At 41.5% G+C, this 14,892-nt stretch carries 13 protein-coding genes and 2 tRNA genes; 1 reads left to right on the top strand and 14 read right to left on the bottom strand.

What is annotated here, in order from left to right:
• Positions 1–257: 257 nt before the first annotated feature.
• Positions 258–334 (bottom strand) — tRNA-Arg (locus tag AC1DCV_RS35160).
• 116 nt (positions 335–450) lie between these two features.
• On the opposite strand from AC1DCV_RS35160, the gene AC1DCV_RS35165 reads away from it, so the two are divergent.
• Positions 451–744: an OmpA family protein gene (locus AC1DCV_RS35165; RefSeq protein ID WP_477027577.1), complete on the top strand. Its 294-nt coding sequence runs from the start codon at positions 451–453 to the stop codon at positions 742–744.
• Positions 745–839: 95 nt separating this feature from the next.
• Here AC1DCV_RS35165 and AC1DCV_RS35170 read toward each other — a convergent pair.
• The 13 genes from AC1DCV_RS35170 to AC1DCV_RS35230 form a co-directional block, all read right to left on the bottom strand.
• A tRNA-Arg gene (locus AC1DCV_RS35170) sits at positions 840–913 on the bottom strand.
• A 246-nt stretch (positions 914–1,159) separates the two neighbouring features.
• Positions 1,160–2,494, bottom strand: coding sequence for an HlyD family secretion protein (locus AC1DCV_RS35175; protein ID WP_477027578.1), 1,335 nt, complete (start codon positions 2,492–2,494; stop codon positions 1,160–1,162).
• A 14-nt stretch (positions 2,495–2,508) separates the two neighbouring features.
• A complete protein-coding gene (locus tag AC1DCV_RS35180; RefSeq protein WP_477027579.1) occupies positions 2,509–4,695 on the bottom strand; it encodes a peptidase domain-containing ABC transporter in 2,187 nt (728 codons plus the stop codon).
• Between the two features lie 26 nt (positions 4,696–4,721).
• Positions 4,722–5,591, bottom strand: coding sequence for a glycosyltransferase family 10 domain-containing protein (locus AC1DCV_RS35185; protein ID WP_477027580.1), 870 nt, complete (start codon positions 5,589–5,591; stop codon positions 4,722–4,724).
• A 28-nt stretch (positions 5,592–5,619) separates the two neighbouring features.
• On the bottom strand, positions 5,620–6,237 hold the full coding sequence (locus tag AC1DCV_RS35190; protein ID WP_477027581.1) for a hypothetical protein: 618 nt from the start codon (positions 6,235–6,237) through the stop codon (positions 5,620–5,622).
• Positions 6,238–6,265: 28 nt separating this feature from the next.
• A complete protein-coding gene (locus tag AC1DCV_RS35195) occupies positions 6,266–6,922 on the bottom strand; it encodes a glycosyltransferase family 25 protein (protein ID WP_477027582.1) in 657 nt (218 codons plus the stop codon).
• Positions 6,912–7,595 carry a hypothetical protein gene (locus AC1DCV_RS35200; protein WP_477027583.1) on the bottom strand — a complete coding sequence of 228 codons (684 nt, stop codon included), beginning with the start codon at positions 7,593–7,595 and terminating at the stop codon, positions 6,912–6,914. The genes AC1DCV_RS35195 and AC1DCV_RS35200 overlap by 11 nt, the downstream gene beginning before the upstream one ends.
• Positions 7,559–8,626: a hypothetical protein gene (locus tag AC1DCV_RS35205; RefSeq protein ID WP_477027584.1), complete on the bottom strand. Its 1,068-nt coding sequence runs from the start codon at positions 8,624–8,626 to the stop codon at positions 7,559–7,561. Before AC1DCV_RS35205 ends, AC1DCV_RS35200 begins: the two co-directional genes overlap by 37 nt.
• 18 nt (positions 8,627–8,644) lie before the next feature.
• A complete protein-coding gene (locus AC1DCV_RS35210) occupies positions 8,645–9,772 on the bottom strand; it encodes a hypothetical protein (protein WP_477027585.1) in 1,128 nt (375 codons plus the stop codon).
• 40 nt (positions 9,773–9,812) lie between these two features.
• The gene (locus tag AC1DCV_RS35215) at positions 9,813–11,072 is read right to left on the bottom strand and encodes a glycosyltransferase family 25 protein (protein ID WP_477027586.1); all 1,260 of its coding nucleotides are present in this window, start codon (positions 11,070–11,072) and stop codon (positions 9,813–9,815) included.
• A 17-nt stretch (positions 11,073–11,089) separates the two neighbouring features.
• Positions 11,090–12,130 carry a redoxin domain-containing protein gene (locus AC1DCV_RS35220; protein WP_477027587.1) on the bottom strand — a complete coding sequence of 347 codons (1,041 nt, stop codon included), beginning with the start codon at positions 12,128–12,130 and terminating at the stop codon, positions 11,090–11,092.
• A gap of 171 nt (positions 12,131–12,301) precedes the next feature.
• On the bottom strand, positions 12,302–12,568 hold the full coding sequence (locus AC1DCV_RS35225) for a hypothetical protein (protein WP_477027588.1): 267 nt from the start codon (positions 12,566–12,568) through the stop codon (positions 12,302–12,304).
• A gap of 175 nt (positions 12,569–12,743) precedes the next feature.
• A complete protein-coding gene (locus tag AC1DCV_RS35230) occupies positions 12,744–14,393 on the bottom strand; it encodes a vitamin K epoxide reductase family protein (protein WP_477027589.1) in 1,650 nt (549 codons plus the stop codon).
• Positions 14,394–14,892: the final 499 nt, after the last annotated feature.

Raw genomic sequence — 14,892 nt, forward strand, 5'->3', positions numbered from 1 at the left:
ACCAACGCCGCTGCAGAGTCTTTTAATGCCAAAGTAAAATCCTTTAGAAATGCACTGCGAGGGGTGCGGGATGTTGAATTCTTCCTTTATAGATTAACTAAACTCTATGCTTAAAATTTATGCGATCCCCCAGGTTTTCAACTTGATCCGGTATTTAACGGGCGCCATGACCAATTAAAATAACATTTCTCCGATTGGGTGTTTGCCTTCATTTAAATACATAAAAAAAGGTCTCAGCAAATGCTGAAACCTTGTTGTGGTGACTCCGTCTGGATTCAAACCAGAAACCTTTTGATTCGTAGTCAAATGCTCTATTCAGTTGAGCTACGGAGCCATTTCCCTGTTTGGGAGTGCAAACGTAGGATTTGTTTTAAACTTAACAAAAAAAATCTCACTTTTTTTTGAGGCTATCGGCAACGTATATACGTTATTTAAACAGTCATCCTGTATATGTATAACGGGAGCCGCAGAGATAAAAGCAATACAAAAACAGAAGGAAAAGTAATTTTCTACGGGATCTATTTCGATACCCTTAAAAAAATCGTCAAATTTCTCAAAGAGAATATGGCTACCAATGTTTATATAGTAGACCACACAAACAATGCAGGTGACTTTAATCATAACATGACTTTATCAAAAGATCTGGTCAGCAAATACGGCATCAGTAAAAAACAGGTAACGGCGGGTGGTGTAGGCCGTTATCCCCTTTGGCTTCCAATGAAACCAAAGACGGAATGGCCCTAAACAAAAGAGTGCAGCTTGTGAAGAAAAACTGAAAAATTACGCTCCATAAAAAAAGCCTTCCTGTACATAACAGGAAGGCTTTTTTATACTTTTTGTGACTCCGTCTGGATTCAAACCAGAAACCTTTTGATTCGTAGTCAAATGCTCTATTCAGTTGAGCTACGGAGCCGTTTCCCTATTTGGGAGTGCAAATATGGAGTAACTTTTTATTTAAACCAAAAAAAATTTACGCCCTACTATCCCCTACGTATATACGCTACATAAATATCCGGCAAAACGACTCCCATACATGGTATAGGTATAAAAGGATTACACGCCATTGTGCAATACCTATAATATATAAATAATTTATATTATTAAATAACGCATTGGCAGATTGAATTTCAAACCTGATATATTAGATACGGAGCAGGGATCATTTGGATCCTACGGAAGTTAGTTTAATAGTATTGTTGACTAGCCGCTCCAATAAACTTGTATTCCTGGTAATCACAATCGCCTGTGCCCTTAGTCCCGTCTTGTAAATTACAGGCTTGTTGTTGCTAGTTACAAGTCCCCTGTCTAATCTCAGCGTAGCTGTAAAACCGCTATCAGATACCATTTTCGAAACATAATTGATGGTTCCCTGCACAAAGCCCATTTCCTGGTATGGATAAGCTTCGAACCTCAACTGCACCTGCAGCCCTGTATCTACTTTTCCCAGATTAGCCTGCGGCAGGTTCAGCTCTGCAAAGTAGTGGCTGCCGCCCGGATCAATATATCCTATTGCTTTCCCTTGCAGGAAATACTGATTTTCCTGCAAAGGAACGTTCAATACAACTTCTCCTTCAACGGGCGCTATGATGACATATTTTCTTTTCCACTCGTCCACAGCAAACTTCAAAGCTTGCAGCGACTGCTGGAACAAGGTTTCCTGTTGTGAAAGATCGTGCTCCAGCTGAGATATATCATTTAATCTGTCTCTTTTCTGAGTGGTATTGGCAAGCAATGAAGCTTCCAGTTGCGGGATTGTCATTTTCTTACTGAAAAACTTGCTTTTCTCATTCCTGAACTCTTCTTTAGCGATCACTTTTCCTTCAAGCAATTCCTGACTCATGTTATAACTTTCCTCAGCAAGTTTCAAATCCTGCTCTGTCAGCTGCAATTGCTGTTGAATTGTTCCCCTGGTCATATCCAGCGTTACCAGATCTTCTTTTAACCTTCCGGCTTTCCTGGTATAGAAGCCATTCACAATATAATCGTCGAACTGTTGCAGGGCAATGATGAACTCCTTGTAAGAAGACTGAAGTTCTCCCAGGTTATCGTAGTGCCCCGGGAAACAGTGAACTACCTTTTTATACTGCCCCTTATTGAGTAATGCAATGCTACTATCAACCTGCGACGACAGCAACAAAATATCCTTAGGATTAGCATTGCTTTCGATAAATCCAAGCACCTCATTTTTCGCTACCTTCTTCCAGTTACAGGTTGTCAGCTTTATCAACCGCCCCTCCTGTTTAACAATTATTTCCTTAGGCGTGTTTGTAGCAGTTAGTATGGCATGGGCTTCAATAATATCCGGATATTTTATAAACCAGGCAAGAGAGAATAAAATAATCAGGATGATCAAAAATACATATAAGGCGCCCCTTTCCAGGAACCMCTGTTTCTGGCTGATAACCTCCTGCGCCATTTCAGAACGCTGGTATATCATTTCAGTTTCGGGGAGAAATGATACTTCCTGATGGTTGTTCACGATTTCGTTTACCATAGTTAATCTTTTAATTACATCCCAAATTCCAATTGATTCTTGACCAGTTCATAATATTTACCTTTTTTTTCGCTTAAAGAAGCATGGGTCCCCTCTTCTACTATCCTGCCATTATCCAACACTACTATTTTATGCGCATTTTTAACAGTGCTCAGGCGATGCGCTACTACAATCACTGTCCTTTTGTAGAAAAAATGCTGTAAATTTTCGACGATACACTTTTCATTGCTGGCATCCAGCGCATTGGTAGCTTCGTCAAAGAAGAGGTACTGAGGGTTTTTATATACTGCGCGGGCAATCTGCAAACGCTGGCGCTGCCCCTGGCTGATACCGATTCCTTCTGCCCCCAAAATGGTATTGAACCCATTAGGAAGTGTTTCTATAAACGAAAGAATATTTGCGGTCTTACAGCTGGTGATCAATTTTTGGTGATCAACATACTCATCGCCTACGGCGATATTACCCGCAATGGTGTCATTAAAAATATAGCCATCCTGTAAAACTGCACCACACTGCTTCCGCCAGAAAGAAGGGCTGATATATTTGAAATTATTTTCCCCCACCTTTATTTCCCCCTGATATTGTTCATATATCTTCAACAACAACTTGATCAGCGTAGTTTTGCCACTACCGCTGGCACCCACAACTGCTGTCACTTTGCCTTCCGGAATTGTCAGGTTTATTTCCTTCAGCACAGGGTCGCTTCCTGCGGAGGGGTAGGTAAAAGATAAATTACTGATGGTGATGTCATGTTTTTCCGGCAGGCCCGAAATAAACGTTTTAGTAACCGGTTCTTCATCTTCCATGTTATGTACTTCATTAAGTCTTTCCATACTTATTTTAGCATCCTGAATGCTCTGAGACAGCCCGATAAATTGCAGCACAGGGCCACTTAACTGGCCAATGATATACTGAATGGCGATCATGGCACCGAAAGTCAGCTGCCCCTGTACCACCAGCTGGGCCACCATAAAGCTTATTATTATATCCTTCCCCTGGTTGATAAATAGTGCACCGGCAGATTGCCATTGTCCGTAGTTGAGATTTCTGAAATTAAGTTTAAAAATTCTCGCCTGTATATCTTCCCATTCCCACCTTTTGCGTTGTTCTGCATTATTTAATCTTATTTCCTGCATTCCCTGCACAAGTTGCAGCGTAGCATTATTCTCTTTGGCCGAAATATGAAAAGACTCATAGTTTATTTTTCTGCGAATTCTCATAAACAAACGGATCCAAAAGAAATACAGGATGTTTCCTACAGAAAAAATCAGGAAAAGAGGCATGCTGTAAAGCATGAGGATAATCGCGTAGATAAAAAAATTAACAATGGAAAAAATGGTGCCCAGGGCCTGTCCCGTTAAAAAAGACTGAATTTGCTTATTGTCGCCAATACGTTGAATTGTATCACCGGTGTGATGCGCATCAAAATAAGCTAATGGTAGCCGGGTTAATTTTATCCAGAAATCGGAGAGAATAGAAATATTAACGGTATTGGAGATTCTTAACTGTAACCTGCTTCTGATAAATTCTACTACAGTACTGCTGAAAGTCAGCGTAAGTTGTGCGATAAGCACGATGGTGATATACTGCATATTACGGGCGCTTATCCCCGTATCTACCATGCTTTGCGTGAGGAACGGAAGGATTAATTGCAATAATGACCCAACAAGCAGAGATACAAATACCTGTACAATTGACCCCTTACTATGTCGCAGGTAACGGGTTATCATACTCCAGTCCAGCTTACTTTCCTTTTCACCGGACTCTTCATAAAATGAAGCAGATGGTTCCAATAACAAAACTGTACCGGCATTTTCTGTCGCATTCTTTTTATTAGATACCCAATGGGATAAAAACTCTTTGGATGAATAAATAATAATACCCTTTGCCGGGTCTGCAATTTTCACTCTTTTTTTATTCATCGACACCAACACTACGAAATGGTTCTGGTCCCAATGTAGTATGGAAGGCTGTGCAGTAGTAAGTAGTTTGTCGTGAGTAATTTGAACCCCTCTTGTTCTAAATCCCATTTTTTCTGCCGTTTCACTAATCCCCAACAAAGAAACACCCTGCCTGTTAAAGCCTGTCTTTTGACGAATCGTGTCAGCGTTGTAATGCCGGCCATAATGTCTCGCTACCATTCTCAAACACGTAGGCCCACAGTCCATCGCATTAAGCTGTTTATAAAAGAGGAAACTCATTCTTCTGTTGAATTATAGATAAAAAATTACAGCAAACACGCTTTTAGCACATCTTTGTCATTAACGGCCATCCAGATCATGTTTAGGGGGTTTAGATCGGTCAGCAACCTTTTCTTTTGTTGTCGTATAAACCTGATTCTTCTGGCATATTCGTTATTCTGGATCATTTCTATGAGTAAACCGGCGGCCTCCATAGGCTCTTTCACATTCACCCTCACAAATGCCCTTTCATCTATGAATCGCTCCAGATCTTTACATCCATCATAAAAGCACAACGTCTCGGCCACTAATGGATCCACAATTTTCTCGGTGAAATATCCATTTTCAAAAGAGTTTTCGCTAATGAAATGATATTTATAATCCCAAAGTCCATCATACTTCTGTACTATCTCCCCTCTGTATTTTGCCAATCTATCAAAGAAATGACTGCCATATCGCCTTCCCCATATATCCAGGCCGTCATCAATGAGCTGGTCAAGGATATCCACCATCCTGAGCCTGTAAAAATGACCCTCCATAAAATTCAGATCGCTGGTGATACATGAAAGCAGTTTTGTTTTCCTGACGGGAGTTCCATCTCCCCCATTCCTGACAGCACCTGGTATCTTCGCAGGCCAAAAGGGCAACGGGAGATACATGGCTTCTGTTCGTACATATGGGTTATCCTGCCTGTTTGATGAAGCCGGTGGCTCCGTCAGAAATATTATTGCTTTGCTATTTTCATATGCAGGATGGTCTTTATAAGGCCTTGTCAGAATAACCAGTTTGTCATAGCTTTCGTCCGCAACAAATTCTACATTCTTCCACTGTAGCCTTCCCATTCCATACAATTTTATGGTATCCAGGTACTTTTCATCGCTTTCCCAAAAGCAGGTAACCCGAACTTTTATTTTCATATATCGAATTCAGTTTAGTACCTGTGAATTACATCGGAGCGTCATGTTGATCAAATACTTTTCCTACAAATTCGTCATGCAGGCGCGAACCCGGAAAATCAATCCCATCTCCAAAAAGATTATAACTGTCATGTATCATTGCAACTTTGCTGACCTGCGGATAAATCACCCTGGCTAAAAAAAGCTGATCAGTACCCTTCGCGTTTTTATAAGGAAACAGATCTATCAACGTTCTCATGCCAGCCATATTTCTGCATCCCCACATCCCCCCCATAATTAGCGCATGGTGTTGGGGATGATCCCTCATGATGTGAAAATTATGATCAGTATCCAACCAGCGGTTAACCGCTTCAACTTCCCGCTCAGACAGTCTTGAATCGGTATCTCGGCAAATCATCACATCAGCATAGTCTGCTGCATAAAACCGCCAGAACAAACCGGCAAAGGTTTCAACAGGATCCACCAGGATCATTTCACAATCAGCATCGCTGATAGTTTTGATCAACTCAGGCGGAGAAGAACGATCAACATAAAAACGGCAGGTCCATCCGGGGTAAAGCACTTTTGCCAGATCAATATTTCTTAGTGCCCCCACCCAATACATGGGTTTATTGCCCCATAAAGAGAATGAAATAATCTTTTTCATACCAGTGCTTTTAACTAAAACGAAATACTCATTTGACCAGATAACGATGGTACACCTCTTTATACTTTCCCAATCGCTCAGATGTATCCCTGAAATATTCATTAATCAACCCCCTTTCATTATTATTTCTTTCGGTGACATCTGAGTATCCAAAATCTATCTGAACGGAAACAAAGGGATACATTACCATCTTATGACTCGTTATCTCAGAAAGCATACCGTCTACGGTATCAGGAGGTTGAAATACCACCCCCAGTATTTTTGAGAATATTGGTTTATAGAGCACCAGGAATTGATTGCACCAATAGGCGTCCACCCAATACCTGTTCTCACTAAGAGGCACAGCATGGTTAAATCCGCCGATTCCGCCACTCAGCAATTCTGCTCCCTGCAGGCTGGCCTCCAGTATATTCCTGAATAAAAAATCCCTGTTGTAAAAGGATGTGAAAGTATGATCATCCTCACATAAGAGAACAACGTCATCTTCCTCCTGTACGGCGCGTTCGATCACACCTCGCATGCTATTCCAAAGCCCCACATTGCCACATTCTGCTTTGCAGGCTTCGATAATACGTAGGTCAAACTCATTTCTTCCCGAAAACTGTTCCTGAATATGTCGATACCTTTCTGTCCTTTCCTTCAAATTGATAACATAAGCGGGCAGCACAACATTGTTAAACTCCATAATTTGCAGGATCTTTTCGCGATGAATAATAAGTTTTTACACKCCGCAGCAATTCAAGCTGATCAGCGGGATCTGCATAGAAAATATTTTCTTCCGACAAGGCATTGGATCTGGCTACTTTTGCGGTTACCTCCGAAACGAAAGGATATATCAGGAATTTATTGGCTGTGGCTGAAGACAATAAATATTCAGGCTCTAGCCCTACTCCTTCATTATCTAAACCCAGCAGCGTATTGTAAAATTTCCTGAATAAAATTATAAACTGGATACCACTGAATTTATCCAACCAAAAAAGATGATTATCTATTTGTATAGCTGATTCAAACCAGTTAACGGCGCCCAACAGCACGTCTGCGCCTTTCTCTTCTGCGGCAGCAATACACGTCCTTAAATAGTCTGCCGTATAGTTATTGGAAAAACGGTGATCTGTACTACATAAAATCATCAGGTCATTATTTTCCTTCTTTGCCTGTAAGGTCAGCATACGCAATACAGGCCAACTAAGATCACATACGTCCGGGTAACTATTATTTAATAGAAACTCGTTCTTTCTATCAAATTGCGTATTCATCTCAATTTCATCTCCATTCAAGAGTGTGGAAGAAGAAATCAATGTTACGTGCCACCTCTTATCCATTAATTGCTTATCAGGGTATTTAGCTGCTGACTCCATAGCGTTTCAATTTTTATTTTTCGTGTCACATTATGTCTGCGCATCTTATCTGAAATACTTTGCAGGTCCGCCGATCGGATCTGCTCTTCCAGTTCAGAAAATGAATTGAAATAAGTTATATGTGGCATCCATTCACTATCATACCAGTCACTATAATTTATCCACTGCTCCATAACGCTCCTATTCCCATAATCGTTGGGATCGTTTGGCCCCGTATACAATACGGACCCTCCGTTGACGCCATACACCTGCAGCCAGGAAAGTTCTGAAAGCACGCCTTCGCCGGAAAAGTTGCTATACAGCTCCATACAGAATTCTTTCGATGGAAAAAACAAGGGTATAGCTGCCTGGTAATACTCAAATACTGACATCACCGAAACATTATAGGGGATCACGATAATCCCCGCGTATTTAATCAGATCAGACCAGCTAAAACGGCCAAGAGATTTTTTAAATACGAAGTTAACACTCCGCAAACGTGCAGGGAAAATTTTGCTGTCAACCAAAAAAGTACCAGTGACAGGATTCCATTTCTCGCCAAAGTAGTGACAGAGGCTGGGTATATGCCGCCAGGAGAGCCCAGTAAATAACTCACAATATTGTTGATCATATTTATTATTGGCAACCCTGCAAATAAGCTTACGCTCACTTAACTCCCGCAGACTGCTGTTCAGCCACTCCCAATTCCGTTTACTCAAAGAAAATGGAGCTTCATATCTCGTGGAAGCTACCACTATCACAGGCTTGTTAAACCTTTGATACAGCAATGCAAACGCAGGTGTATGTGTTACAATAAATCCGTCATATTCGGAAAGCAGCTCCCTGTAACGCTGATAAAACCGCTCGCACATATGCTCATTCAGATGCCTCCATGTGTATTGATTTACAACCTCCACGTCCCTGGTTGCTTCACCATGCACCCATGCATGAGAAGAGATAGACCAATGATTCACGTTATGACCAATTCTTTCAAAAATATCCGTCAGATCTTTTATTACCGATGCATGTAAATCCAGGTTAAAAAATTTCATATAAAATCTTATCCTCCATTATATGTTTAAAACAAGGACACGTAATTTCCACAGAGACCTGACAAACGCGGCACAGTCTTCCCGATCATATTCTTCACCCACATTGATGGCTATTTCCTGCACACAACTACAGCCATTGCACTGAAAAATAATTTTCATCTCATCATCACCAACTACGGCCAATACTTTATTGGTGTTGACATTTCGTAGCCAATAAATCAGGCCAGAAGATTCCTCTCTTTTATCGATGTAGATTGACCGGGATGTTACCGGTTTAAGTTGTAGGAATAACACATCATCATCAATATATTCACCCAGCAAATCCTTTTCAGCAAGCAGTTGCCGAATTAAAGTAAAAACGGTATCCCTGCAATAATTTTCCAGTCTTCTCCTGTTATCTGCAGAAATGTTCAGCAGATATTCCATTTCGGCGGTATCCATTATTTCAAGTGCATAMATCACTTCCTGGACAAGGCTAACCGTCGAAATTCTATCACCCGGATTTCCTCCCGGTCTGCCAAGAAAATGAGACGAAATAAAAGAAGGCAGATTATCTTCTGTAATCAACCCTCCGAAACCATAGTTACCAGCTGCAATCACAGGTATACCAGATAACAATGCCTTTACTGCTGTTCTTCCGGAAGCAACCCATAACCGGCATTCCGATAAATGCGGCAAATAGTCGTCTGTATGCCTGATGAAAGTAATATGCTCATTCGCAACAGATGTCAGTTTATCTATTGCGGCCTCCGGAACAACAAAACAAAATCTGAGATGCAATAGACAATTAAATGCCTTTAGCACAGATAAAGTAATGCTGAGATGGGGATCATCCGCAACATTCTCCAGAACATAAAATATCTTTTTGACCTGCTGCGACTCCGGTTTAATATTCACCCCATTACATTCTTCCGAAAAAGGATACCATGTGATCATTTCCGCAGGAACTCCCCAATCAGTTAACCGAATGTTATTGCCCAAAACAATGAAATGCATCGGATAATTAAGATCAATATTGCATGTCAGTAATTCCACATCATAAATCAAACAAACACATGTGCCAGGGTGATTACTGTCCCGATAAACCAACAAATATCCATCCTGACAAACGACATTACAACTAAGCTGCCGGATGTCGGCAATCAACCGGAGGATCCCGGTATTCGTTACTCCGCTGTTCATAACGTTAGTTAATTATCTGTTGCTGCTCATACCGGTTTCTGATAACCGACAATCTCTGCTCTGCCTCCTGGTCACCTTTCGAAACAAAGGGGCAGAGTATCATTTTATTACTGCACATCGACAATATGTTATCTCCGGCATCAATAATAATATCATCTTCAACTTCTAATATTTTCAAACAAGCCGATCTGAACATAATCATAAAATGAGGCGCTTTAACGGTACCCACCCAGCATCTATCTGGGGAAACCGGTACTACCAGTCCAACATCCTGTGCACCACCGAAAAGTATCTCAGCACCTTGCTCAAATGCCTCAATGATATTCCTGATCAGGTAATGAGTGGAAAAAGATGGGGTAAACCGATGTAATTCATCACAAACAATTACTACATCTTCATCATCTGCGATTGCCTTTGCCGCTACTTCCTTTAATAGCGTGACAGATAGCAGATCATTCCCCTGTTGTTTGTTATCAGTATGCAGAATAACGGGAATTAGTTCCGGCTTGTTAGCAAAATTTGTTTTGATATATTCTTCCATACTGCTGCTATCTGTTCCAGTAATGTAGGTGCTGATGCAAACCGTGGCTATAACATCCTCCGATACCTGTTGCTTTTCTATCCTTGAATAGAATTCAGCAACAGTGCTCAGATTGGAGATATTTGCCTCGCTTTTCTTAAACAATTCGTCTACCTTTCCCCAGCCATTATTTTTAAATGTAACGTCCGAATAGCCAAACTCTTTTTGATTAGAAATAAATGGGCAGATAAAATATTTATTGGTGGTAACAGCACATATTTTGAAATCGGCTACATCTGTTTCTGAAAAGTGAGCATTTAGTATTTTAGAATAAGCTTTTTTAAAGATAACGGTAAACTGCAGGCCGGAAAATTTGTCTGTCCAGTAAATATTGGGGCTTACCCGTACTGCGCTGTTAAGCCAGCTAACTCCGCCACTTAGCACATCTGCACCGTTCTGTATCGCCTCCGCAATTATCCCTGGAAACAACTCGCCACTATAGTGACTTGTGAAGCGATGATCATCTTCGCAAACGATAATATATTCCTCTTCCGCAGTATATTCTTTAATGATATGTTGTAAGGTTTGCCAAAGTCCTCTTGCCCCGCGGGTATCAGTAATAGCATTTACTATTATCGTTTCAAATTCCGTACGTCCTTCAAACTCTTTGATAATATGCTCCCTGCGGTCTGTCCGGTGTTTTAAATTAACGATGATGGTTTTGACAGGTTTAAAATTGGTCATAAAACGGGGATATATTATTAACGGGACTGTACCTTGCTATTTCGTAAGATGTTCTCTATTTCCGTTATAGAAATGTCCTTCGCGACAATCTTCCTGGTACTATCCAGTAAGATATTACTCGGGATTGCCGTAATCAGATAGTTTTTCTCGGCCCAGTCTTCATTGGGTGTTAGCAGGTTTGTCCATGGCATTTGTTCCTGTTGCAATGCCGATTTCCAGTCACCGATATTCCTGTCGATCGAAATACTGACAACCGTTAATCCATCCGTTTTTCGGTTTGTGTATAACTGTTTCAATGCGGGAATTTGTTTTCTGCAAGGTCCGCACCAACTTGCCCAGAAATCTATCAGCAGCCATTTGCCGGGAAAGGATGACAGTGAATAAGTCCGGCCCAGAGAGTCCGATAAGGTAAAATCCCGGAAGGCATGACCAGTAGATACGTCGGGTTTCAGATCAATAATGGCCATCAGCTTTTGATAAGAAGGCCCCGGCTGCAGGTTACTAAACAAAGGACTAAGCGCTTTCAGTTCATCCGTTGTAAATATGGAAACATTTTGCAGGATAGTATGCAGCGCGGCATAGCTGCCGGCATTCTCCTTTACAGCTCTCCGAATGCTCTCATTGTGTGCTTTTTCCAGCATTTTTAAAGTAAGCTGCCAGCTATCTACTGAATCCATGGGTAGCGGTTGATTACGTACCTCTGCCCTGTAAAACAGGTTCCGGAGTTCAATATAGCGTGCCGGATAGCCTGTTGCGGCATCTATTTTTTTTCGTATTTCGTTTTCCAAAGCTCCGGTAAGCCGAATATTTGCACGTTGCCTGATATCTCCGCTGAGCGTAATTCTCCTGTTTTCCAAATAGAAAGAATTGCATAGGGGCTCATTCTTCCCTGCAAGATTTGTGAAAAACAGGTTGATACTACAGGGTTCATCAATAGTGCCGGTTAGTTCAAAGCTTTCGTTTTCTATTAACGAAGAGTCTATCCAGCTCATGCCACTGTCTGTGCGTGTCTGAATATAAATTTTCGAACCTTTCAATCCGGTAATCCGGCCCGACACATTGTACTGATTTGCATGCGTCCCGGGCCTACAGGACAAACAAATAAACAAATACAGGATGCATAGCAGTTGCGGGTATCTCATTTCGAAGCTTGTATATTTGCAATTCATATTTCAAGGGGGAAGGACCTTGAAATATCAAGGCCCTTCCCGGAAAATTGATGTGAAGGACTAGAGATTACAAACGCTCCAGCTACTTGGATTAGTCTGATAGCTTCCGTTAACACAGGAGCAACGTATTGTACCACCTTCGTGGAAATCCTTACAGCTACCGTCAACTTCTATTCCTAAATCCGGCACATAAAGTCTGCAGGTTCCTGTTTTACAATGTCCATCATTGAAAGTACTTCCATCTCCACCCAGTACATTCTTTAACTGATCTCTGGTAAGCACTTCTGTGGCACCCAGTTCCAGCACTTTTAATTTTAATTTTTTCATTTAATACCTTTTTTGTTTGAAAAATGGATACACTTTGCTTTTCAAATGATAGCCTGAAAAGCCGGGCTTTCCCCAGGCGGTTGCATTGTACACTGTAACCGGCATGAGCAATAACAGGGTCTGTAACCGCTTTATCGCAGCAACAGCAGGCGTCCCTGCATTTTCTCACAGTTGCCTACACTGTAAGAAAATATTTTAAATCAGCTACCGTATAAATATCCGGCATCTGGTAGCCGTTGATAAAAAAAGTGGGGGTAAAACCAATACCAGCTCCCTCGCACCATTGCGACATGGCATCAATCTTCCCATCCTGTTCTTTGAGGGCTCCATTCATGGGATACTTTGCCGCAAACCGCCCGTAATCCTTGTCCTTTGCGAGGTACCAATCATCCAATGCCTGCTTTATGATAATGTCGTTATTCATATGCTGATCTGCTATGGCCAGCAGATGTTTTGCAGGAGCGGCAGCTCTATCTTCTCCGCTATTGCTGGCGGTGAAAATTATTTGTATCTGTATATCGGCATTATTTTCAAGCAGCGCTTCCATTGGTGCATGTGCCTTAGCACAGGGCCCGCAATAAGGACTGCACACCTTAATAATTTTATGAATCGCAGCAGGATTACCAAGCGTGATACCCATGCCTGGTTCGGGAACGGAAATCTTTTTTTGTTTGGCAAGCAATGCCTCAAATATTTGAGGATTGTGTTTTATCTGCTGCAGGCGAATCATATTTTCACGGCCTTCTTTAGCCTTTTTAAAGACAGGCAACAGCACTGCCGACAGCGTAATTGGCAACAGATAGGCTGTTATGATTGAAGGCAGCCACGCCACATCAACAGAAGCTGAAGCCAGCAGATTTATTCGCCCCGTGATCAAAAGCGTTACAAACTGCAACACCAGTATTGCCTGCACAAAAAGACAAAGAACACACCACTGACGGGCTACACGCATTTGGTAATAGATGGAGAAAATAGTGTATGGAAGCGCCAGCAAGCTCAGTAAGCTCAACGTAAATAATACCAGCGGACTGTTAAACCCGGCAAACTGCATCAGCAGCAGGCTACCCGTAAAATAGGTAAAGCCGATAACACTCCAGCTGACGCCAACTACCTTTGCTGCACCGGATTGAAGAATAGCACCACAGTTCGTTTTTTTACCGGCACTACATATTTGCTGCAACGCGGGATTGTGTTGGTCCAGTTCGTACCAAAGCAATAAGAAACCAACCATGGCACCGGAAAGGCACAACAAGGCATACAACAGCGAAGGAAGTATAGCAGTTCCATATTGCTTCCAGCCTGTAATAGCGGTCATCAATAATAGCATGGGGAAAATCATTATCCCCAACTGTGTCAACGTTCTTTCCTTTTTTTCTTTTCCTGATTTTATATCGAAGTCCTTCTCCCCTGCATGCTCCCCGACTTCTGCCAAAAGAGCTACACCCTTATGCCGCTTCAAAAAATCATCTTTGCTGCTATATGTCCATTTAAGGCTTATCGGATCATAATAATGTATCCGCTCTTCTTCAATTCCCTTCACGATTGAAAAATAGTCGAATGGCTTGTTCAGCCCTCTCAGTTGAGTGATAAACGGTGTAGGTAAAGCAAACAACTTATCACCTTCAAACCGGGCGGTCAGATTATCAACACCGAACTGGTTCAGCACATCACTGATGCTTAACAAACTGTTATAATTCGGATGTGTTTCAAGCTCCCGGGTAAGCGTTCCAAGGGTTACCGGGACTTCTAATTCATCGAGCAATAGCTTTGTGATCTGCGGACCATTACTTTTAGATTCAAACAGTTCCCTGAAAAATGAGGTCATCTTAAATGCATTTTTTTCCTTAAAAAGTGACTATATAACAATAGGCAGGGGCGCCACTACAAAACATGCTGTTCCCATCTTCCGCTGGAAAAATACAACCATGAAAATACCGTTGTCAGTAACAGAAATGATTGTTATCTGAATTAAATATTTTTCTCATCAACTTACATGTGCTAATCAGTCAGTACCCAGCTCAATGCAATGAACTGTTATCCTGTACAACATCAATAGTGGTATTCATAACGCTAAGAAAAAAGGGTTGTTACCTGGGTTTATTAATAGTATTTTGATAAAAGCTGCATCAATACTAATTCACGGGGTGTCTGGGTGACAACATTGTCTTAAACAAGTTGTGCTAACAATATATTGGTGCAGCTCTTGTGTAAAAATAGATCATGGATTGGCAGAATGCTACCAATAAGTTTGCACATTTCGATGTTTTCTTGCTTCTCACGGGCATACGTGCGAAGCCAACAGGATACAAGAAAAGAATAACGGC

The organism is Chitinophaga sp. 10T418 (assembly GCF_056394125.1).